Here is a 21,823-nt window from a genome sequence, read left to right as displayed (position 1 = left end):
GTTCGCGCGCCTCGGCGGCCCCGCGCGCTCGCCGGCGCCGCGCGCGGCCCTGCTGGTGATCGCCGCACTGGTCTGCACCGCATGGTTCGATCTGGTCACCAACCTCGCGACCGGAATGGTGTACGGACAAACGCTTCAGTGGCTCCGGCTCGGGTTGCCGTTCGCGCTGATCCATCTCGGCACCAACGCGGTGCTGTTCGGCGTGGTTGGCACCCCGCTGGTCACGCTGCTCGCGCGCCACGCGGCACGGCTCGCCGTGGTGGCGGTGCTGGGGTGTGCATGCGCGTTCGCGCCGGGTGTCGCTGCGGCGCAGGATGCGGCGCCGGCTGCGGAGCCGTCCGCAGTGGCCGGCGATTCGCTCGTCGCAGCGGGCGGCGATTTGCTCGTCGCCACGGCCGATCGCGATTCACTGCGCAGAGAAGGCGCACCGGATGCGCCCGCGAGCTGGTCGCTGGCCGGACGGCCGGGCTTCGGGCCCGAGATCATTCCCGGCGCGGGCTACCCGTGGGCGCTCGCCGGTCACGTCGCGGGTGCCTGGAGCATCGAGGATCGCCTCGAGGCCGGCGGGCTCGCGCCCCTGCCGGGAGGCCGCGGTGTGATGCCGCCGCTCACCGGGGCCACGAGCGTCGCGACGCGGTGGGGTGGCGAGGGCGCGTGGGAAGGCTTCGGCGCCACGCTTGCAAAAACCTCGGTGGAGCGCGAGGGGCTGGCGCCGGGGCGCGGTCCGATGGTGAGCCTGTTCTCATTCGGGCGCGGTTCCTCCGCCGAGGCCCGCAACGACCTCTATGCTGCGCGCCGCGACTCGACGCGATTCTTCGCGGGCCAGGTGTCGGAGTGGGAGCGCGGTGGCGTCGGCCCGTTTCTGGTGTCCGGTGCCCATCGCTACGCGCTGGTGGCCGACATTCCGACTTCGCGCGTGCGGCTGTCCGGCGCGTTCGCTCAGCACGGCATCGCGAGTGCCGTCACGAGCGGCGAGGCGAGCGACCTGACCGGCGCCGCCGGCTGGCTGCGACTCGGCGTGCCGCTCGTGAATGGGGAAGCGACCCTGCGTGTGGGTCGCAGCTATGACCATCGCGAGAGTTTCGGCGGCATTCTGGTGTACGGGCGACGCGACGCGCAGCGCGCGCACGTCGAGGCCGGCTGGTCGCGGCGGACCGCTGCGCACGAGTTCAGCGCCGTCGCACGCTTTGAGCGCGCCGAGGTGGTGCGAGCGCTGACCGGATTCGCGCGCACCGAATGGGAAGAGGACGAGCTCTGGACCGCGGCTCGATGGCGCACGCCGATATTCGGCGGAGCGCTCGAGGCGGCGCTCGGCGCGGGACACTCGGCGGCGCTCTCCAGTTCCGAGTGGGCTCCCACGCTGGCCTGGTCGGGCCGTGCCGCGAGCCTTCCGCTGCGACTGGTCGCGGAGCGGATCGTCTCGCCGGTGTGGAGCGACCTGGCGCCCGGCGGCTTGCCGTTTCGGCAGTCGCTGTGGAGCGGCAGCGCCGAAACGGAATTCCGTTCCGATCCGATGCGCGTGCGCCTGCACGCCGGCATCGGTCGCACCGAAGCTCGCGTGCTGACCTCGCGGCTTCCGATCGAGGCGTGGTGGCTGCGGGTCGGAGCTCGGTCCGATCCCGAACCGTCGACCTTCGCGCTCGTCAGCGCCGAGTTGCGCGCCGCGCGCGGCCCGTTCGAGCTCACGGCCGACGGATTCGTCCTGCAGCGCACCACCGAATCGCTCGAAGCGCGAGTCGACCCGAACGCGGGCGGCCGCGCTCGACTCGAACTGCGTGGCCGGCTGTTCGAGAACGACCTCGAAGTGCGACTGCGCGGCGACGTCGCCTTCGTCGGCACGCGCGAGAGCGAGGCGCCGACTCCGGATCCGCTCGAAGCCTACGTGACGTTCGGGGCGGGAGTGGTGGCGACGCTCGGCGATGTGGTCATGGTCGTCGATGCCCGGCGACTCGAGGATCAGCCCCGCGAGGAAGTCTGGATCGATCCGCTTTCCGGATTCCCCGCGCGCGGCCCGGGCCGCGAGTTCCGCTTCACGTTCACGTGGCGTTTCTTCGATTGAGTTCGTAGGACCCCGCCCTCACACCGATCCGCCCCCGGCTGGAGTCGGCGATTGCTGTCGCGTCGCGAGGTCCGCGCAGTGGCGGGCCTGATCGTGCTGGTGTTGATCGGCTGCCTATGGGACCTGTGGACGTTGTGGCGGCTCGGCCCCGTTGCGCCCCCCGACCGAGCACCCGTGAGGGAGCGAGTGCCGCACGACTCGCTTCCGGCTCCGTCCGTCCCGCCGCATGCCCCGGGTGGTCGCATCGACCTCAATCGCGCGGATGCGGCCGAGCTGGATCGCCTGCCCGGCATTGGTCCGGTGCTCGCGAGTCGCATCGTCGCCTACCGATCGCAGATCGGCGGCTTTCACTCACCCGACGAGCTGCTCGGAGTGCGGGGGATCGGGCCGCGATTGCTGGAGCGCATCCTGCCGGACCTATTAGTAGAGGGGCGGCCAACCGGCTCGCCGGGCACGCGCTCCGACAGCGTGCAATTCGCACGGCCGTGAGTGCGTTTCGGCGCACCGCACCCCGATCGACGCGTTCCGAGCGAGCCCGAGCGTCTCGGAGTGCGGTTCGCACGCGGCGCCCGATCGCGGCCGTGCAGATCGGACTACAGTCGCGCCCCGCCTCGCCCGATAACGGCGACAGGCAGAGCTCGCACGATCCTCCGCGCGACGATTCGCTTCGCGCCGGAGGACGCTTGTCACGTTATCCGCGTGGGGACCCCGCGTCCCCATCGACCCCGAAAGGTTCGGGCGTGCACGAAGACATCGGTCAAAAGCTGCTCGAAGCGCGGCTCGTCGATGAGTCCTCGCTGTTGAAGGCACAGCAGCAACAGAAGAACACCGGCGGGACGCTGGTCGGAAATCTGGTCAAGACGGGTGCGATCAGCGAAGAGAAGCTGCTCGAGTTCCTGTCCCGGACCTACGGCGTCGAGTCGGTGGATCTGCGCAGCTACGAGCCGGACCCCCAGCTCATCCGCCTGATTCCGGGCGACGTGGCCACCAAGTTCATGGCTCTCCCGGTCTCTCGCTCGGGTCGCCGACTGGTGATCGCGATGGCGAATCCGAACAACATCTTCGCGATCGACGACATCAAGTTCATCACCGGCTACGAAGTCGAGCCGCGGGTCGCGAGCGAAACCTCGATCAAGCGCGCGCTCGACCGTGCCTACGACTCGGCCGGCACCATGGCCGACGTCATGAAGGGCATGGAGGACGATCTCGCCGTCGTCGAAGACGAAGAGCTGCCCGAGGATAGTTCGGGCTTCGCCGGGATGGACGAGGCGCCGATCGTCAAGCTCGTCAATTCGCTGATCTCGGACGCGGTTCGCAAGGGCGCCTCGGACATTCACATCGAGCCCTACGAGAAGACCGTCCGGGTGCGTTTCCGCATCGACGGCGTGCTGCAGGAGATGATGGCGCCGCCGTACAAGTTCAAGCTCGCGATCACCTCGCGCCTCAAGATCATGGCCGAGCTCGACATCGCGGAGCGCCGCGTGCCGCAGGACGGCCGCATCAAGATCAAGGTCTTGAACCGCACCATCGACCTGCGCGTCTCGTCGCTCCCCACGATCTTCGGCGAGAAGATCGTGATGCGTATTCTCGACAAGACCAACCTGAACATCGATCTCGAGAAGCTCGGCTTCGAGCCGCGCTCGATGCGTGAATTCGTCGGTGCGATCTCGAATCCCTACGGCATGGTGCTGGTGACCGGGCCGACCGGATCCGGCAAGACCACCACGCTGTACTCGGCGCTGTCGCGCATCAATACGCCCGAAGTCAACGTGATGACCGCCGAAGACCCGGTCGAGTACAACCTGGACGGCATCAACCAGGTGCTCGTCAACGAGGACATCGGGCTCACCTTCGCCGCGGCACTCAAGGCATTCCTGCGCCAGGACCCGAACGTCGTGATGGTCGGCGAAATCCGTGACCTCGACACCGGCTCGATCGCGGTCAAGGCCGCGCTCACCGGGCATCTGGTGCTGTCGACTCTGCACACGAACGACGCGCCGAGCGCGATCGGGCGATTGATCGACATGGGAGTCGAGCCGTTCCTCGTGTCGTCGTCGGTCAATCTGATCCTCGCGCAGCGACTGGTGCGACGGGTGTGCAACGCCTGCAAGCAGCAGATCGAGTTGTCGGACGAGGTGCTCAACGAGCTGCAGATGACTCGCGCCGACGCTTCGACCGGCAAGTTCTTCGAAGGCGAGGGGTGCGTCGAGTGCAACGGTTCCGGCTACCGCGGGCGGCAGGGTGTCTACGAAGTCATGCCGATGAGCCCGCGCCTCAAGGATCTGGTCCTGGAGCGGGTATCGGCGAGCGAGATCAAACGACTGGCCATCAGTGAAGGGATGCTCACGCTGCGGCGGGACGGGCTCGAGAAGCTCAAGAAGGGCCTGACGACCGTCGAGGAGATTCTCAAGGAAACTGCGGCGGACAATCTGTGACGCCGCTTCTCGCTTCGCTCACAGGAGACGGATCGTGTTGACCCTTCGGCAGCTGCTCGACGAGATGACGACCAAGCGGGCGTCCGATCTGCACCTCACGGCCGGCGTCCCGCCGATGTTCCGCGTCGACGGGCTGCTGACGCCGACCGAGTACGACGTCCTGACACCCGAAGCGACCGCCGGGCTCGCGTACAGCGTGATGTCCGACGAGCAGCGCAAGCGCTTCGAGACCACGAAGGAGCTGGACTTCTCGTTCGGCGTCAAGAACCTGGCGCGGTTTCGCTCCAACGTGTTCCTGCAGCGCGGCGTGGTTTCGATGGCCGTCCGCATGATCCCGTACGAAATTCTGCAGATGGAGAAGCTCGGACTGCCGCCGGTGGTGCGCGAGTTCACGAACCGCCACAAGGGCATGGTGCTGATCACCGGGCCGACCGGCAGCGGCAAGAGCACGACGCTCGCCTCGATGCTGGACAAGATCAACGGCGCGCGGCAGAGCCACATCATGACGATCGAAGATCCGATCGAGTACATCCATCACCACAAGAAGTCGATCGTCAATCAGCGCGAGATCGGCGCCGACACCGAGTCGTTCCCGAAAGCGCTCAAGTACGTGCTGCGCCAGGACCCCGACATCATCCTGATCGGTGAAATGCGCGACTTGGAGACCATCGAGGCCGCACTGACGATCGCCGAGACCGGTCACCTGGTGTTCGCGACGCTCCACACCAACTCCACCTACGAAGCGATCAACCGCATCGTCGACGTCTTCCCGTCCGATCAGCAGCGTCAGATCTACACCCAGCTGGCCTTCACGCTTGAGGGCGTGGTGACGCAGCAGCTGATCCCGAAGAGTCGCGGCACCGGGCGCGTGATGTGCGCCGAGGTGCTGGTGTGCACGCCCGCGATCAAGGCGGTCATCCGCGAAGGCAAGACGCACCAGATCTACAGCCTCATGCAGGCCGGTCAGAAGTACGGCATGCAGACCATGAACCAGGCGCTCCTCCAGGCGACGCACGACAAGCAGCTGTCGCCCGAAGATGCGCTCGAACGAAGCGCCGACCGTCCGGAGCTCGAGCAGATGCTGGGCAAGGTCGGCCGGATGGCCGCGTAAGGGAGGGTGCCATGGCGGTTTTCGTGTGGAAGGGTCGCACGCTTGCCGGAGAATCACAGTCCGGTGAGATCGAAGCCGGGCGCCAGGATGAGGCGCTCGATCTGCTGCGCAAAAAGAAGATTCTGGTCACGGCACTCAAGGCCAAGACCGGTGGATTCCAGATGCCGAAGCTGGGCGGCAGCGGGGTCGGGACCAAGGACCTCGCCATCTTCACGCGCCAGTTCGCCACCATGATCTCGGCCGGTCTGCCGCTGGTGTCGTGCCTCGACATTCTCGCCAAGCAGACGCCGAAGCCGAATTTTGCACGAGCGATCGCCGAGACCACGCGTGAGGTCGAGTCGGGCTCCACGCTCGCCGACGCGCTCGGCCGCCACCGCGACATCTTCGACGACCTGTTCCGCAACATGGTCGCGGCCGGCGAGGCCGGCGGTGTGCTGGACGAGATCCTGATGCGACTCGCGACCTACATCGAGAAGGCGGATGCGCTCAAGCGCAAGGTCCAGGGCGCCATGGTCTACCCGGCGGTGGTGCTCACCGTCGCGATGGGTGCGACGGCGTTCATGCTGATCTTCATCATCCCGACGTTTGCGAAGATGTTCATGGACTTCGGCGGTGAGTTGCCGCTCCCGACCAAGATCGTGCTGTTCGCCTCGAACGGGCTGCAGCGCTTCTGGTGGGTCGGCGTGGCGGGAATCATCGGCGGCCTGTTCTCACTGCGTCGCTACTACGCGACCGACACCGGCAAGCGCAATCTGGACGGGCTGATGCTCAAGATGCCGGTGCTCGGCGACGTGCTGTTGAAGGGCGCGGTCGCGCGGTTCACCCGCACGCTCGGCACCCTGATCGCATCGGGTGTCCCGATTCTGTCGGGCCTCGAGATCACCGCCAAGACCGCAGGCAACAAGGTGATCGCCGAGGCGATCATGACCGCGCGCGCCTCGATTCGTGAGGGCGAGACGGTCGCGGCTCCGCTCAAGGTGTCGGGCGTGTTCCCGCCCATGGTGGTGCAGATGATCACGGTCGGCGAACAGACCGGCGCGCTCGACGAGATGCTCACGAAGATCGCGGTGTTCTACGAAGCCGAGGTCGACAGCGCCGTGGACGCCATGACCTCGATCATCGAACCGGTGATGATCGTCGTGATGGGCGGCATCGTCGGTGGCATGGTCGTGGCGATGTACCTGCCGATGTTCAAGCTGGTCAGTGTCGTCGCCGGCGGCGCCAACTGAAATGATCTCCGCGATCTGGGGCGGGCCTTCCGACTCACCGGTACGCGACCGCCAGTGGGGCGGATTGCGCGCCGCGATCGGGGTGCGCCTGATCGTGGCGGCGTTCGCGCTTCCGATCGGTGTGCTGTGGTGGCCGGGAGCGGGACCCGAAGCACGCTGGGTGCTGACCACCGCGATGCTCGCGGTCGGCGGCGCTTCGGCGGTGCTGTGGGGGCTCGCGAAGCTGCGGCGCGGGTACTTCCTCCAGGCGGTCCTGCACGTGGTCGTCGACCTGGCACTCGTCACCGGCGTGGCAGCAGCGACCGGTGCGCGCGGAAGCCAGTTCACGATGTTCTACGTCCTGGTGGTGGTCGCGGCCGGGATTCAGTCGGGGATCGCCGGTGGAGCTTCGGCCGCACTCGGCGCCTGCTTCGCCTACCTCGCGTTGCCGTTCGCGGCGCGGGCGATCGGGCTGCCCGGCGGCTTCGTGGGTGCTCAGGCCGCGCATCCGGTGCAGCTGATCGGCTTGCTGGCCGGGGTCGGGCTGCTCGCCGGTGTGCTCGGCAGTCGCACGCAGTCGGTGCGCGAGGATCTCGAACGGACCTCCCGCGAGCTCGAGCGGGTGCGCGTCGACCGGGACCTGATCCTGCGGCACTTGACCTCGGGTGTCCTCACGCTGGATGCCGAAAGCCGGGTGTCGTACCTCAATCCGGCGGGCGAGCAGATGCTTCAGCTCCACGCCGAGGAGGTCCTCGGCATCGCGGCCCTCGAAGCACTCCCGGAGCGACTGGCGGGACTGCGCGAAGCGCTGATCGATGGACTCGAGAGCGGGCGCGCGCGGGTACGCGGCGAGGTCCAGCTGCGCAGCGACACCGATCGCCCGCTTCCGATCGGGCTCTCCACCCGGCGCCTCACGCATGAAGGTCGAGTCACCGGCGTAGTGGCAGTGTTCCAGGACCTGAGCGAGATCCGCGAGATGGAGCGGATCGCGCGTCGCAATCAGACGCTCGCCGAGGTCGGAGCGCTGGCGGCCGCGATCGCACACGAGCTGCGCAACGGACTCAAGCCGATCAGCGGTTCGATCGAAGTGCTGCAGCGCGAACTCAAGCTGCACGGCGAGAATGCGGAGCTCATGGACCTGATGGGGCGCGAATGCCAGCGCCTCAATCGCTTCGTCACCGACCTGCTCGGGTATTCACGCGAGCGCGAACTGGTCGCGGAGCCGATCCCGGTCGAGCCGCACTTTCGAGAGCTGTTGGACGGACTGCGTCACGACCCGCGTTGCGGAAGCGAGGTGACGCTGCGGATGGAATGCCATGCCGCTGAGGGCGCCGTGATTCGCGCCGACCGCGAGCAGCTGCGCCAGGTGTGGATCAACCTGGCGGTCAATGCGTTCGAGGCGGTCGGCGTGCGCGGCGTGCTGACCGTGCGCGCTCGCGCCCTGATGCCCGCCGGTGTAGCGGTGGAATTCGAAGACGACGGCCCCGGCATCGCGCCCGACGATCTGGCGCGCATCGGGCAACCTTTTTTCACGACCAAGCAGGGAGGCACGGGTCTCGGCCTCGCCATTGCCACGCGCATCGTGGAACGCCACGGCGGCACGCTGTCGATCGACAGCACGCCCGGCCGCGGTACCCGTGTGCTCGTGACGCTGCCGGAAGCACAGGCGGCCATGGCGGCGGCGGCGTGACTCGCGTCTCCTCCCAACCCGGAACGAGGTGAATCGCATGCCCGCGGAGAAGATCCTGGTCGTCGACGACGAGCAGAGCATGACGCAGTTCCTCGGCATCGTGCTCCGCAAGGAGGGCTTCCAGGTGAGCACCTGCAACAACGGTCGCGAAGCCCTCGAGAAGGTTCGGGCCGAGGGGTTCGATGTGGTGATCACCGACATCAAGATGCCGGGCATGGACGGGATTCAGCTGCTGCAGGGGATCAAGAAGCACGATCCCACGCTGCCGGTCGTGATCATGACGGCCTACGCGTCCCAGCAGTCCGCGATCGATGCCGTGAACATGGGCGCGTTCCAGTACCTGATCAAGAACGCGAAGAACGACGAGATCAAGCTGGTGGTGCGCAACGCCCTCGAGATGCGAAAGGTGCGGAGCGAGAACCAGTTCCTGAAGCGTGAGCTCAAGCGCGGCCACGAGGAGAAGACCATCATCGGGTCGTCCGACGAGATGGCACGCGTGTTCAAGATGGTCGATCGGGTGGCCCAGAGCGATGCCACGATCCTGATCCACGGCGAGAGCGGCACCGGCAAGGAGCTGATCGCGCGCGAGATCCACTATCGCAGCGGTCGGGTCCAGGGTCCGTTCGTGAGCATCAACTGCGGCGCGATCCCGCGCGACCTGCTCGAGAGCAACCTGTTCGGGCACGTGAAGGGGTCGTTCACCGGCGCGGTGCGCGACTCGGCAGGGCTCTTCCAGGTCGCCGAAGGCGGCACGTTCTTCCTCGACGAGATCGGCGAGACGCCGCTCGCGACGCAGGTCAAGCTGCTGCGAGCGCTTCAGGAGCGCGAGATCATCCCGGTCGGCGGCACCCAGACGGTCAAGATCGACTGCCGGTTGGTGGCGGCGACCAATGCCGACCTCGAGCGCGAAGTCGCCGAAGGGCGATTCCGCGCCGACCTGTTCTATCGCCTCAACGTGATCCCGATCAAGCTGCCGTCGCTGCGTCACCGGCGCGACGACATTCCGCTGCTGGTGAGTCACTTCCTCAAACGCCACGCGAACGGCGGCACCGAGAAGGCGATGAGCAAGGACGCGCTCGAGTTGCTCATCAAGTACGAGTGGCCGGGCAACGTGCGCGAGCTGGAAAACGTGATGGAACGCGTGCTGATCCTGGACGACACCGGAGTGATCGAACCCGAGGATCTGCCGGACAACATCCGATTCGGCCAGAGCCAGCGCGGCAGCCTGATCATCGACTCGCCGAACATGACGCTGGAGCAGCTGGAGCGCGAGTACATCATGAAGGTTCTGCACCATACCGCCTGGCAGAAGAAGCGGGCCAGCGAAGTCCTCGGCATCAACGCCTCGACGCTGTACCGCAAGCTGATCGCTTACGGCATCGAGCGGCGCGGCCAGGGCAACGGACGCGACGACGTGCGCGGGGTGGAGTTCGACGAAGACGCGGCGTAGGGCAATGCGCGACTCACGGCCGGCGCTGCAATCGCGCCGGCCGTGCGCTTTGCGGTGCGCCGCTTTCGATCGCATGAGAAATGCCCGGAGGCTCGCAGTTCGCGACTCTCTGGGTTCGAGCACCCGGCCGCGTAACTCGTTGAAATGCCTTACGCGATCGACGCGCGGTTCGGTTTGGCACCCGTGGCACATGGGTTGCCTTGTAATGCAGTGAGGGTCAGTTCATCCGCGGACCCTGAACCCACACAGGAGGAGTAGGCACCATGCGCAACAACAAGAAGGGCTTCACCCTGATCGAGCTGATGATCGTGGTCGTCATCATCGGTATCCTCGCGGCGATCGCGATTCCGAACTTCATCGCGATGCAGAGCCGTGCGAAGGAAGGCAGCACGAAGGCGAACATGCACACCTTCCAGCTGTCGGCTGAGGACTACGGTGTCCAGAACGACGGCGCGTACGCTCCTGCGGCCGTGACCGTGTCTCTGCTGCTCCCGTCGGCGGGTACCAGCTTCAAGAATCCGTTCACGCAGGTCACCGGAGTCGGTGTGGCGTGGGAAGATCGCGGTAGCTTCGTGGCGCCCCCGGCACCCGTCTCCGGCATCACGAGCTACGCAGACTCGCTGACGACCAACTACAACATCAAGGGCGTTGGCAAGATCACCACGGGCGTCGGCTTCCCGATGGCCCTGGTTCTGTCGGCCGGTCAGTAACGACCATCACGGGCGGGGCGGCTACGGCCGCCCCGCACTCGTATCGAGAGGACGCGAGATCATGAATCGCACGAACAAAGGCTTTACGCTGATCGAGCTGATGATCGTGGTCGTGATCATCGGGATCCTCGCGGCGATCGCCATGCCGAACTTCATCTCGATGCAGGCGCGGGCAAAGGAAGGCAGCACCAAGCAGAACATGCACACGTTTCAGCTCACAGCCGAGGACTATGCAGTGCAGTATGAAGGCGCGTACGCCGGCACCGCGAATCAGATCGCGGCGATTCTTCCGGGGGCGAGTACCACGTACGTCAACCCCTTCACTCGCAGCCTGACGAATGCGTGGGAAGATCGCGCGAGCTTCAACGCAGGTCCAACCCCGGTTCGCGGAATCGTGAGCTACGCCGACTCGAACGCGAACATCTACAACGTGAAGGGTGTGGGGAACAATACCTCGGCTCCGATGAACCTGGTGCTTAGTTCAGGACAGTAACGATAAGCGGCAACCGACTTTGATTCTGCGCGGCCGGCGAGCGAAATGCAGCCGGCCGCGGCGCATTTCGCGACTTCAGCGCTGCGTCACGACTATCTTTGTGGCTGTTGGCGAATCCCGAAACTCAGGACAAGCGAAGTAGAGCCCGGGTCGAACTCTGGCACCCGCCGCATCCCGAAGATCCCAAATTACGAACGCACGAGCGGCATGACCTGCGTCTGGTTTGAGCATCGTGACCCTACGGCCTGCGATGTCCGTGATAATCACCCGTTGATCGGGTCTGAATATTGCGGGGAAGGTGATGGTGGTCCATCCGCCAAGCTCGACGGGATTCGGAGCAACTTCCACTGCCGAGCGGTCGGCAAGGACTGGGACTGCGACCGTCGAAGGGAGGTCGGCGTTTGCGGAGAGTCGTTGCGCAAGAATGTCAAAAGGATTTGCGAGCAGAACCTCTCCACGATGGAACGCGAAAATGGCGCCTCCACGGAGGTCGCTGACCGGAGCCGCCAGGGTGAATTCTGCTGCGGCGATTGGCGCAATCGTGAGGCCGTTGCTGGGCCATGGGCTTGGAACGATGCCAAAGCTATCGACGACCTGAGCGACGGGGAGCATGGAATTCATTGGAGCTGATCTAGTATCGCTCCACGCCAGCGTCAATCGATCAGGTGCCGACATGAGTCCCACAATGCGGGTGGCCTGGCCCGCGGTGTCTCTCAGCGCAACTCCGCTCGGAGTCCAACGCAATGCTCCGCTTGGCGCGATTCGCTGAGAATAGACGTCGGAATGTCCCAGCGTCCGCCCATCAGTCCAGGCCACAGTTGCATTGCCTAGGTCATCACAAGCAACGAACGCTTCATGTTGAGGCCAGCTGCCTGCGAGCGCGCCTACCTGAGTGCCGTTGCGGTCGAATACCATCCGGCCGTCCGCAAGCACGCGCTGAACAAAGATACGCTGTCCAGTATCCGGAAAGCGACTGTCCTCCCAAGCCACGTACGCGCCCGTCGTGCCGTCGGGTGCAAGGCTGGGGAATCGTTGAGCGGAGACGCCGCGCACCATCGTGAGGCTATCCGGATGAGTGGCGTCACCGTTCGGATCCAAGTGTCGAACGCGCACATCATTACCCGTAGAGTCTCCGGTCACCTCCCACGCGATCCAAACTCCCGCTACGCCATCCCAGCATAGCTGCGGGGCCGAATCGCCATTACCCGGAATCGACGGAGCAACGCCCGCGGAGTCCCACGTAATATTGCCCGTGGACGAAATGTGCTGTGCTTTCACTTGTCCGAACATGGGTGGACTGAATTGCAGCCAAAGGAGAAACGCCCCGTTCGATCCATCTGGGGCGGAATGAACTTGCACCTGAACGCCGACTAGGGGGCTCGCGAGCACACCATTGCTTGTCCAGGCCGGCACGCCGTGAGAATCCAACTTCTGAGCATAGACATGGTAGGAAGTCGGCGAATCACGCGAGTCTATCCACGCGACGATACATCCGCCGTCCGAGGTAGCTGAGACCACTGGAAAGGTCTGATCTCCAGAGGAAACGCAGACGGCGTTGCCGTCTGGAGCCCATCCCGAGAGGTCGGTGACTCCGGTGTACGCGACCCGCGCACAATAAATATCGGTGTCTGTGCCACTGCGGGCGTCCTGCCACACTACGAATGCACCACCCTGGCCATCCGCCGCCGCACTCGGATAGCGTTGATTGTTGGTCGCAGCACACACTGGAAGTGGGCTGACGGACCAGTCTGCATGAGCAGTGGAGCCGAGCAGGGGTGGGTATGTCGTCAGCGACCAGAGCACGATGGTGGGCAACAACTCTGGGAAACGCTTCAACACTGCAGTTCGAGCGGACATAAACTGGCCTCCTGACACCCGGCGGAGAATTTGGCAAGGGGCGGCTTGAAAGTTACCAGTCCTCCCTCTGCTCGTGAGCCACGGCCCAGCGAGCCTAGCACTCGCGACGACCGGGAATCGTGTGAGGTTCGCTGGCCCGAGCAGAGTCGCCACCGGTGGTCTCATTCAGCCTGGTGTCACTGCGACGGCGCTTGCCGCTCCGGCACGGGCATTGCAACTCGCACGCGCAGAAACCTCGAGTTGCACCGAATGAGATTCCGGAGGCCCGAGCGCATGAAAGTGAGACGTTCCGAAGGGACGGTACCCGAGGTGGCGGAAGGGCTCCTGAGTGATCGCAACCCCGACGCCACATTGGCGGTCGAGACGCGTGGACTGTGGAAGAGCTATCGGCATCCCTGGACGATGCAGGTGGCGCGCGGCATCGAGGATCTGAACCTCGAGGTGCGCCGCGGTGAAGTGATGGGCTACCTGGGCCCGAACGGCGCCGGCAAGACCACGACGCTCAAGGTCTTAACCGGGCTCCACAAACCGAGTACCGGGATGGCGTGGATTCTGGGACGGCGTGTCGAGGACTCGGCGGCGCGCCAGAAGCTCGGGTTCCTGCCGGAGCAACCGTACTTCTACGACTACCTGAATGGCGTCGAATACCTCGAATTGGTGCTGGGTCTCTCGGGCATCTCGGGTCGCGACGCCTCGCAGCGGGCCCGTCACTGGCTCGGCCGCGTGGGCCTGGGCGACAAGCCGCGCGTGATGCTGCGCAAGTACTCCAAGGGCATGCTGCAGCGCATCGGTCTGGCGGGTGCTCTCGCTCACGATCCCGAGCTCCTGATCCTGGACGAGCCCATGAGCGGGCTCGACCCGTTCGGGCGCCGCGACGTTCGTGAGCTGATTCTCGAGCAACGCGCCCGCGGGGTCACCGTGCTGTTCTCCTCGCACATCCTTCCCGACGTCGAAATGCTCTGTGATCGCGTCGCGATCGTGCTCCAGGGGCGGCTTCAGCGCGTCGCGACGGTGGCCGAGCTGATGGACGACGGCCGACACTCGGTCGAGATCCGGCTCGCGCAGAAGGCCATGATCGAGCTTCCGCTGCCGCTCGCGGGCGTGCTGTCGCGTCGCGACGTCGGCGGCGAGACCCGCTTCGTTCTGAGCGATGAGTCACGGACCCACGAAGTGCTCGCGTGGCTGCAGTCCGAGGGGCTCACGATCCGCGCGCTCACCCCGCAACGGCCCTCACTGGAGGAGATGTTCATGGCGACGGCCGAGCAGGTGACCGGAACTCGCGAGACTTCGACGCGGAGGAGCGCATGAAGTCGTACCTGATCGCCCGCAACACCTTTCGCGAAGCCACCCGGGATCGCGTGCTGGTCGGACTCTGCGTCGCCGGCGCGGTCGCGATGCTCGCGACACTGGGACTCTCACCGCTCGCACTCGGCGAGGGTCAGCGACTCACCGTGGATCTCGGACTCAGCGTGATCTCGGTGCTCGGCATGCTGGCCGTGCTGATGGTCGGCACCAGCCTCGTCGCCAAGGAGATCGATCGCCGCACGATCTACAACCTGCTCTCGCGGCCGATCGCGCGTCCGGTGTATCTGGTCGGCAAGTGGGCGGGACTAACCGCGGCCCTCTGGACGGTTGCAGTGGTGCTCGGGCTGGTGCTGTGCGGGCTGCTCGCGATCGGCGGAAGCGCGCATCTGGCCCCGGCGATCCTGCAGGCGGTCTACATGTCGGGACTCGAGCTGAGCGTCGTCACCGCCATCGCGGTGATGTGCTCGGCGCTCTCGACGCCGGTGCTCTCGGCGCTCTACACCCTCGGCTTCTATTGCGTCGGGCAGTGGAGCTACGACCTGCGTGGTTTCGCTGCGCAATTCCCCGACGCGCTCGGCGTCACACTGCGAGTCGTGGCGGATGTGGTCCCGAATCTCCCGATCTTCAACATCCGCACGCTGGCTGCCAGCGGCGAGGTGACCTCGGCGTTTCACCTGATGATCGCGACCGGCTACGCCGTGCTCTATGTCGGTTGCGTTCTGGCGCTCGGTGCGGCAGCGTTTCAGTCCCGCGACTTCAAATGAGCGCGGCGGTCGAGTCCCGGAGCATTCTGATGCGGCGCCTCGGCGCGGCGTGGCTCGTCGCGCTGGTGCTGGGTGGCGGCGCGTTCGCGCTCGCGCGCATCGCGTGGGCGAAGCTCCCGCATCCTCGGCCGCTCGAGGAGCTGGCGTACTACCCGTCGGGCAAGCACCTGAAGCCCGCAACACTCGGTCATGCCGAGAGCGCAGCCGACCTCGCGTGGCTGCGCGCCGTTCAGTACTACGGCGCGCATCGGCTCGTCGACAATCAGTTCCGGAGCATGTACCACGTCTTCGACATCGTCACCTCGCTGGCGCCGGGGTTCCAGGCGGCCTACGTGTTCGGAGCCTTCGCGCTCGCCCAGGAAGGCGGAGACTTCGCGCGCGCCGAGCAGCTGATGCTCAAAGGCATCGACGCGAATCCCGCCAGCGGGTGGCTCGCGTTTCGGCTCGGCTTCCTCTACTACGTGCGGCCCGGCGGGCGCGAGCTTCGAAAGGCCGGTGCGATGTTCGAGCGCGCTTCGCGCATGCCGGATGCGCCGCCCCAGGCCGCCCGCTTCGCCGCATTCTCGCGTCAGCACGCCGGGGATCTGACCGTCGCCTACATGATGTGGGACGAAGTCGCGCGGCAGTCGCCGAACCGCTTCCTGCGTGAGATGGCGGAGAAGGAAATGACAACGATCCGCGAGGCGCTGGTGACCGGCCGTCGTGAGCTCGCCGTCAAGCGCCTCACCACTCCGCTGGTCCAGATGACTCCGCAGTCCGCTCCGGTGGATTCGAGCTCGGTTCGCTGAGCCCGGGCGTGCGATTCGCACGACTGTCCGAAGCGGTTCCAGCGGCGCGATCCCTGCAACGTGGCGCGGCGGCGCGGGAGACACCCGCGGTGCAGAAAGCGCTCAAGTCGCACTCCGCATCACCCGATCTAATTCCGTGGCAGGCCACGGGGCCGGTCTCCCTTCGGGAGCGGTCCCTCCGTGTCGGGCGGCGCGGTGCACTTCGCATCCGTACGTTCGGGCAGGACCGACCGCATTCAGGGAGATGGATCCATGTTCTTCGGCAAGAAGCAATCCCTCATCGGGCTGGACATCGGCAGCCACACGGTGAAGGTCGCCGAGCTCGAGAGCCATCCCAAGCACGGGCACAAGCTCGTGAACTGGGGAATTTCGGCTCCGCTCGCGGAAGCCATCGTGGACGGCGAGATCATGGACCGTCAGCTGGTCGTCGATGCGATCTCTAACCTGGTGGAATCGCGGGGCATCTCGACCCGCAACGTGGTCGCTGCGGTGAGCGGCCGCGCCGTGATCGTCAAGAAGATCACGATGAACAAGCTTTCGAGCGAGGACGCGCAGCAGGCCGTCTACTGGGAGGCCGAACAGCACGTCCCTTACGACATCAACGACGTCTCGCTGGACTTCGAGATCCTCGGACCGGCGCCGAACGATCCCAAGCAGATGCAGGTGCTTCTCGTTGCCGCCAAGAAGGACATGGTGCTCGCGTTCGGCGATCTGATGCGCGAAGCCGGGCTGCAGCCGCTGGTCGTCGACGTCGACTCGTTCGCCGCACAGAACGCGCTCGAAGCGAACTACCACTTCGGAGCCGAGGAAGTGGTCGCCACGCTCAACGTGGGTTCCGAGATCACGAACATCAACATCACCCAGGCCGGCGTGCCGTACTTCACGAAGGATCTGCAGGTCGGTGGCAGCGGATTCGTCGAAGCGGTGCAGCGCAAGTTCAGCCTGAGCCAGGCCGAGGCGAATGCCGCGGTGCGTGGCGAGTCCGGGGTGAGCGACGACATCGTGCCGATCATCGAGCAGGCCTGCGAAGGCCTCGCGACGGCGCTCGAGCGCGCGCAGGCGTATCTGCGCACCGCCGGTGAGGCGGGCGCGATCACGCGCGTGATGCTGTGCGGCGGCGGGGCGATGACGCCCGGCCTGTCCGAGTTCCTGAACCGTCGCTTCGGAGTTCCGGCCGAGATCGCCAATCCGCTGGCGCGGGTGCAGTACGACCCGGCGCTGTTCGCGGGGCATGACGTGAACAGGGTGGCGCCCCTGCTCACGGTCGGCATCGGGTTGGCGTTGCGCCGCGTGGGGGACAAGTCATGATTCGGATCAACCTGCTCCCGCGCGAGGAAAAGGGCTCGCAGCGACGCAGTTCGTCGGCCCCCATGAAGGCCGGCGACTGGCTCGCTCCGGCGGCGATCGTGGTGGCGGCGGGGCTCGTGATGTTCGGCACCGGTCTGTCGCAGCAGTCCAAGCAGGCGGGACTCGTGACGTCGATCGCCGATGTCGAGGCCCAGGCGCGTGCGCTCGCTCCTCAGATCGAACGCGTCAATCGGCTCGCGCAGGAGCGTGCCGAACTCGACCTGCGGCTCGGCATCATCAGCAAGCTCGAGAAGGACCGCACCGGCAGCGTGCGGCTGATGGACGAACTCGCGCGCTGCATTCCCGATCACCTGTGGCTCTCGGGGGCGATGCAGGAAGGCGGTTCGCAGCTGGTGGTCGAGGGCTCGACGCTCTCGAATCTGGTGGTTTCGGATTTCATGTCGCGGCTCGAGCGTTCGCCGCTGTTCGCGAATGTCGAGCTGAATGTGGCCGAGCGCGGCAAGGTCGGTGACCGCCCGGTCGTCAAGTTCCGAGTCACCGCCGCGGTGACGCCGGACGAGCCGGTCAACTAGGAGGACCCGATGGGAACGATCGATCTGAAGAACCCGGCCGTTCAGAAGGGTCTGCTGGGGGCCCTGCTCGCGGCCGGCATGCTCGGAGTCTTCTTCTTCACGCACTTCCTTCCGTTCAGCTTTCCGAACAAGCGCGAGGAGATCGCGGCGCTCAAGGTGGACTTCGAGAAGAAGTCGACCGAGCTGGCGCGGGCGCGCGCTTCGGTGGCCGACCTGCCGCGTTTCGAGGCGGAGTACGAACAGCTGCATCAGCGCTGGACCATGGCGGCGGAACTGCTTCCGACCGACAAGCAGGTCGCCGCGCTGCTGCGCAAGATCACGCTCGCGGGTCAGCAGACCGGCGTGACGTTCGTGCTGTTCCGTCCCGGTTCGCCGCGCAGCGAAGCGTATTACACCGAGATGCCGGTCGAAGTCACGGTCAACGGCGGATATCACCAGGTCGGCGCGTTTCTGGCCGAGCTGGCGAACATGCGCCGCATCGTGACGGTTTCGAACGTGCGTCTTTCGACCGGTGGCAAGGAGGGTGACGGCACCGCATCGGCGTCGCTGACCGCATCGGCCTACAGCCTCAACACCACCGCCACGGCACCTGCTGCCGAGGCACCGAAGGAACAGCCGAAGGGAGGCGCGAACGATGCGAAGAAGTCCTGAGCGCGGAACGTGCGTGCGGGCAGGGCTCTGGGTCGCGGTCGTCGCGGCCGGACTCGGCCTGAGCGCAGGACTCGGCAACGCGACGGAGTCGAACGCCAACGTCGCGGCGTCGAACCCCAGCAAGAGCAAGAGCGTCAGCTCGAAGCCGGCCAAGAAGCTGCCGGCCTCGACCTTCGCGAAGGTGATGGCGGGCTCGAACAGCACCGCCCGGATCCTGAGCCCGCAGAGCAACGCCTCGGCGAACGTCGCGGGGAACACCGCGCCGAATGCCTCGAACTCTGCGAACACGAACACGAACGCGAGCGTGGCCTCGACGCCGGCTTCGGCAGTCGAGCGTCAGCCGATCGCGCCCGGCAACGGGTCGAACGATGTCCACACCGCTTCGTCCGAGGCGACGGTGCTCAAGGTCTCGCCACCGGCGAGCATGAGCACCAGCGAACCGAAGGCGACGCTCGAAGAGCAGGTGAATTACCAGTACAACACCCTGGGCCGGAGAGATCCCTTCCAGTCCATGATCGACGGCGAATTCGTCGGCAATGACGTCGGCGGCAGCGCACCTCCCGATGTCGGCGGACTTCAAGTCGTCGGAATCGTGTGGGGCGATGGAGACAAGTTCGCACTCGTCGAGGACGGCCGCGGCAACAGCCATGTGCTTCGTCCCGGGGACAAGGTCATGAACGGGGTCGTGACGGAACTCCGTCGCGACGCAGTCGTCGTCTCGCTGACCACGGATGAACAGACGCAGCAGGTGACGATCCCCCTCATTCGGAAGGGAGACAAGAATGACGCTCGGTAAGGCCCTGTTCGGGCTCGCCCTGGTGGCCGCGGTGCTGACCTGGAATGTCGGCGCCACTCCGGCCCTCGCTCAGGATTCACCCGCCGTCCGGCAGGTGGGCCTGGTGCGCACCGGCTCCGGAACTTTCTCGATCGACGTCGAGGGGGCCGATATCCGTACCGTCGTGCGCGCGATCGGCGAATTCAGCGGTCGCAACATCGTGGTGAACAACGAAGTGCGTGGCACGGTTCGCGTGACGCTCAAAAACGTGCCGTGGCAGGAGGCGCTCCGCACGGTGCTTCGCACCAATGGTCTCGACTACGTCGAAGAAGGCAGCATCCTGCGCGTGGACATGATGGCCAAGCTGCAGGCGGAAGGGGTCGAACGCGAAGCCGCGCGAGCGAAGCAGCTCGAGCTGGTGCCGCTCGAGACCCGCGTCGTGAAGCTCAACTACGCGCAGGCCAGCGAGCTCCAGGCGTCGATTCAGGCGTCGATGAGCAAGCGCGGAGTGGTGCAGAACGACCGCCGCACGAATTCGCTCATCATCACCGATCTGCCGACCTCACTCGACAAGATCGAGCGCATGGCGCGCGATCTCGACACCACCACGCCGCAGATCGAGATCACGGCCAAGCTCGTGGACGTTGACGCGGAAGCGCTGCGCGGCCTCGGCATCGAGTGGAACGTCGGACCGAGCAATGGTACCGACGCGGAGTTCTTCGACGGCACCGGTCCGATCGCGCCGGACTTCCTGCACCCGAACAACGACAACGAGAACGCGCTCGGCGGCTCGCACAACACCGGCATCGCCGACCCGACCACCGCGATCAACTACGGTATCTCGAAGTCGTGGGGTTTCATCGAAGCCCAGCTTCAGGTGCTGGAGCAGAACCGCAAGGCCAACATCATCTCGAATCCGCGCATCACGACGGTCGACAATCGTGAGGCGAAGATCCTGGTGGGCCAGAAGATTCCGCTCATCGTGCAGGACGTCGCTGGCAACCCGGTCTCGCAGCTCCAGACCATCGGCATCCAGCTCAAGGTCACGCCTCATCTCACCGAGGACAAGAAGATCATTCTCGACCTGCATCCCGAGGTCAGCGATCTCTCGACCCAGAGCACCGTACAGGGCGGCGTGATCATCAACACCTCCGAAGCCGACACGCGCGTCATGGTCGACGACGGCCAGACCGCGGTCATCGGCGGCCTGATCCGTACGAACGACAGCCATGTCCGTCGCGGGATCCCGTACCTCAAGGACATTCCGCTCATCGGCATGCTGTTCCGCTCGGACTTCACCACGCGTCAGAACCGCGAGCTGATCATCTTCGTGACGCCGCGCCTGCTGACCACGATGGCGAGCGAGTAGTTTCGTCATCCGATCGTCCGACGCCGCCGGCCCGCGAGGGTCCGGCGGCGTCGGCGTTTGGGCCACGAACGCTGTGCTAGGCTGCCGGCGATGACCGAACTCGCGGAGCGTCCGATCGCCCTGGTGGGCCTGATGGGCGCGGGCAAGAGCGCAACGGCACATGCACTCGGTGAGCGGCTGGGCGCCGCGGTCGCCGACTTGGACGCCATGCTGGTGGCCGAGAGCGGGCGAACGATTGCCGAGTGGTTCGCGAGCGATGGCGAGCCGGCGTTTCGCCGTCACGAAGGCGTGCTGCTGCGCCGCGCGCTCGCCGCCGGGGCGCGGGTGATCGCGTGCGGGGGCGGGATCGTGCTGGATCCCGAGAACCGTCGCGTCCTTGCTGCGGAATGCCGCGTGGTGTGGCTCGAAGTGACCGCGGCCGAGGCCGCCCGACGTCTTCGACTCGACGCGGTGGAACGGCCGCTGCTCGCCGGTCAGGCGCCGGAGCCTGCACTGGCGCAAGTGCTCGCGGAGCGCCGCGATCTCTACGCCGCGCTCGCGCATCAGCGCGTCGCCACTGATGGACTCACTCCGGAGCAGGTCGCGATCGCGGTGATCGGTGGCTCGCATGCGGCGTGAGCGCGGTCGGCGCGGACGACTGAACGGCCTGCTGGCGGCGGCGACGCTCGCGGCGCTGCTCGCCGGTTGCGCGGCGCCTGCGCCCCATGGCGCGAGTGACCTGGTGACGGATCACGCACGAGTCGCGTTCGATCGCCACGTCGAATCGCGCCGGCGCGCGGCCGCGGTCGAAGGCGACGCGCTGATCTGGACCGAGTGGCGCGGCCAGCGTCTGCCGGGAGTTTCGGTACGGCTCTACCTCGCGGGTCCCGACGCGTGCCGGCTGCGGGTGCGCGGAGCACTCGGTCTGGCGCTCGAGGCCGCGGTGTGGGGTGACTCGCTGATGGCGTGGCTGCCGTCGGAGCGCGCGGCGCTGGCGTTCGACGTCGAGGCGGATTCGATCGCATTTCGTGATCCTGGAGCGCGCGTATGGGAGGCACTCGCTTCGGCGTGGAAACCCCCGACACTCGCGTGGGAGCGCGCCGTGACCCGCGACTCGGGTCGCGTGCTCGAGTGGCGCGATCGCGCGGATTCGCTCACGCTGGCGGTCGACCGCGCCGGCCGACCGACCTGGCTGCGCGTGCGTCCCGCCGGCGGCGCGCCCGGACTCACGGTTCACTACACGAGCTGGCTCGAGGTCGCGGGCACTCCCTGGCCGGAGCGCGTCGAGGCCTCACTCGA

The 21,823-nt window shown here is 66.2% G+C and carries 18 protein-coding genes and 2 pseudogenes; 19 read left to right on the top strand and 1 reads right to left on the bottom strand.

Annotated elements, in window-relative coordinates:
• The 9 genes and pseudogenes from HOP12_00220 to HOP12_00180 all read left to right on the top strand — a co-directional run.
• Positions 1-2,059: hypothetical protein (locus tag HOP12_00220; protein ID NOT32576.1), on the top strand; the 2,059-nt coding region annotated here is incomplete at its 5' end.
• Positions 2,060-2,110: 51 nt separating this feature from the next.
• A complete protein-coding gene (locus HOP12_00215; protein ID NOT32575.1) occupies positions 2,111-2,548 on the top strand; it encodes a helix-hairpin-helix domain-containing protein in 438 nt (145 codons plus the stop codon).
• A 251-nt stretch (positions 2,549-2,799) separates the two neighbouring features.
• Positions 2,800-4,494 (top strand): type IV-A pilus assembly ATPase PilB, encoded by a 1,695-nt coding sequence (gene pilB / locus HOP12_00210; GenBank protein ID NOT32574.1) that lies wholly within the window; start codon positions 2,800-2,802, stop codon positions 4,492-4,494.
• Positions 4,495-4,528: 34 nt separating this feature from the next.
• A complete protein-coding gene (locus tag HOP12_00205) occupies positions 4,529-5,605 on the top strand; it encodes a type IV pilus twitching motility protein PilT (protein ID NOT32573.1) in 1,077 nt (358 codons plus the stop codon).
• An 11-nt stretch (positions 5,606-5,616) separates the two neighbouring features.
• Complete coding sequence (locus tag HOP12_00200; GenBank protein NOT32572.1) at positions 5,617-6,834, top strand: type II secretion system F family protein; 1,218 nt, start codon at positions 5,617-5,619, stop codon at positions 6,832-6,834.
• 1 nt (position 6,835) lies between these two features.
• Positions 6,836-8,503, top strand: coding sequence for a PAS domain-containing protein (locus HOP12_00195; GenBank protein ID NOT32571.1), 1,668 nt, complete (start codon positions 6,836-6,838; stop codon positions 8,501-8,503).
• Positions 8,504-8,540: 37 nt separating this feature from the next.
• On the top strand, positions 8,541-9,953 hold the full coding sequence (locus HOP12_00190) for a sigma-54-dependent Fis family transcriptional regulator (protein NOT32570.1): 1,413 nt from the start codon (positions 8,541-8,543) through the stop codon (positions 9,951-9,953).
• A gap of 263 nt (positions 9,954-10,216) precedes the next feature.
• Positions 10,217-10,336, top strand: a pseudogene (locus HOP12_00185) (prepilin-type N-terminal cleavage/methylation domain-containing protein).
• 388 nt (positions 10,337-10,724) lie between these two features.
• Positions 10,725-10,844 (top strand): annotated as a pseudogene (locus tag HOP12_00180) (prepilin-type N-terminal cleavage/methylation domain-containing protein).
• A gap of 387 nt (positions 10,845-11,231) precedes the next feature.
• Here the strand turns inward: HOP12_00180 and HOP12_00175 are convergent.
• Positions 11,232-12,212 (bottom strand): hypothetical protein, encoded by a 981-nt coding sequence (locus HOP12_00175; GenBank protein ID NOT32569.1) that lies wholly within the window; start codon positions 12,210-12,212, stop codon positions 11,232-11,234.
• 1,074 nt (positions 12,213-13,286) lie between these two features.
• On the opposite strand from HOP12_00175, the gene HOP12_00170 reads away from it, so the two are divergent.
• The 10 genes from HOP12_00170 to HOP12_00125 all read left to right on the top strand — a co-directional run.
• Positions 13,287-14,321, top strand: a complete 1,035-nt coding sequence (locus tag HOP12_00170; protein NOT32568.1) for an ABC transporter ATP-binding protein — start codon at positions 13,287-13,289, stop codon at positions 14,319-14,321.
• The gene (locus HOP12_00165; GenBank protein NOT32567.1) at positions 14,318-15,082 is read left to right on the top strand and encodes an ABC transporter permease; all 765 of its coding nucleotides are present in this window, start codon (positions 14,318-14,320) and stop codon (positions 15,080-15,082) included. The genes HOP12_00170 and HOP12_00165 overlap by 4 nt, the downstream gene beginning before the upstream one ends.
• Positions 15,079-15,870: a hypothetical protein gene (locus tag HOP12_00160; protein ID NOT32566.1), complete on the top strand. Its 792-nt coding sequence runs from the start codon at positions 15,079-15,081 to the stop codon at positions 15,868-15,870. Before HOP12_00165 ends, HOP12_00160 begins: the two co-directional genes overlap by 4 nt.
• Positions 15,871-16,122: 252 nt before the next feature.
• Positions 16,123-17,178, top strand: coding sequence for a type IV pilus assembly protein PilM (gene pilM, locus HOP12_00155; protein NOT32565.1), 1,056 nt, complete (start codon positions 16,123-16,125; stop codon positions 17,176-17,178).
• A complete protein-coding gene (locus tag HOP12_00150) occupies positions 17,175-17,750 on the top strand; it encodes a hypothetical protein (protein ID NOT32564.1) in 576 nt (191 codons plus the stop codon). Before pilM ends, HOP12_00150 begins: the two co-directional genes overlap by 4 nt.
• A 9-nt stretch (positions 17,751-17,759) precedes the next feature.
• Positions 17,760-18,401: a type 4a pilus biogenesis protein PilO gene (gene pilO, locus HOP12_00145; GenBank protein ID NOT32563.1), complete on the top strand. Its 642-nt coding sequence runs from the start codon at positions 17,760-17,762 to the stop codon at positions 18,399-18,401.
• Positions 18,385-19,197, top strand: coding sequence for a hypothetical protein (locus tag HOP12_00140; protein NOT32562.1), 813 nt, complete (start codon positions 18,385-18,387; stop codon positions 19,195-19,197). The genes pilO and HOP12_00140 overlap by 17 nt, the downstream gene beginning before the upstream one ends.
• Entirely contained in the window at positions 19,184-20,545 is a 1,362-nt protein-coding gene (gene pilQ / locus HOP12_00135; protein ID NOT32561.1) for a type IV pilus secretin PilQ, read from the top strand. The genes HOP12_00140 and pilQ overlap by 14 nt, the downstream gene beginning before the upstream one ends.
• Before the next feature lie 90 nt (positions 20,546-20,635).
• A complete protein-coding gene (locus tag HOP12_00130) occupies positions 20,636-21,163 on the top strand; it encodes a shikimate kinase (GenBank protein NOT32560.1) in 528 nt (175 codons plus the stop codon).
• Positions 21,153-21,823: hypothetical protein (locus HOP12_00125; GenBank protein NOT32559.1), on the top strand; the 671-nt coding region annotated here is incomplete at its 3' end. The genes HOP12_00130 and HOP12_00125, both read left to right, overlap by 11 nt.

The sequence above is a fragment of the Candidatus Eisenbacteria bacterium genome, assembly GCA_013140805.1.
GTDB lineage: Bacteria > Eisenbacteria > RBG-16-71-46 > RBG-16-71-46 > RBG-16-71-46 > JABFRW01.
This window is presented reverse-complemented; position numbering and strand designations above follow the sequence as displayed.

Bases quoted from the DNA above. Each gene is read 5' to 3' on its own strand.
- HOP12_00200 (NOT32572.1), top strand. From the start codon at position 5,617: ATGGCGGTTTTCGTGTGGAAGGGTCGCACGCTTGCCGGAGAATCACAG.
- HOP12_00195 (NOT32571.1), top strand. From the start codon at position 6,836: ATGATCTCCGCGATCTGGGGCGGGCCTTCCGACTCACCGGTACGCGAC.
- HOP12_00190 (NOT32570.1), top strand. From the start codon at position 8,541: ATGCCCGCGGAGAAGATCCTGGTCGTCGACGACGAGCAGAGCATGACG.
- HOP12_00175 (NOT32569.1), bottom strand. From the start codon at position 12,212: ATGGTGCGCGGCGTCTCCGCTCAACGATTCCCCAGCCTTGCACCCGAC.
- HOP12_00170 (NOT32568.1), top strand. From the start codon at position 13,287: ATGAAAGTGAGACGTTCCGAAGGGACGGTACCCGAGGTGGCGGAAGGG.
- HOP12_00165 (NOT32567.1), top strand. From the start codon at position 14,318: ATGAAGTCGTACCTGATCGCCCGCAACACCTTTCGCGAAGCCACCCGG.
- HOP12_00160 (NOT32566.1), top strand. From the start codon at position 15,079: ATGAGCGCGGCGGTCGAGTCCCGGAGCATTCTGATGCGGCGCCTCGGC.
- pilM (NOT32565.1), top strand. From the start codon at position 16,123: ATGTTCTTCGGCAAGAAGCAATCCCTCATCGGGCTGGACATCGGCAGC.
- HOP12_00150 (NOT32564.1), top strand. From the start codon at position 17,175: ATGATTCGGATCAACCTGCTCCCGCGCGAGGAAAAGGGCTCGCAGCGA.
- pilO (NOT32563.1), top strand. From the start codon at position 17,760: ATGGGAACGATCGATCTGAAGAACCCGGCCGTTCAGAAGGGTCTGCTG.
- HOP12_00140 (NOT32562.1), top strand. From the start codon at position 18,385: ATGCGAAGAAGTCCTGAGCGCGGAACGTGCGTGCGGGCAGGGCTCTGG.
- pilQ (NOT32561.1), top strand. From the start codon at position 19,184: ATGACGCTCGGTAAGGCCCTGTTCGGGCTCGCCCTGGTGGCCGCGGTG.
- HOP12_00130 (NOT32560.1), top strand. From the start codon at position 20,636: ATGACCGAACTCGCGGAGCGTCCGATCGCCCTGGTGGGCCTGATGGGC.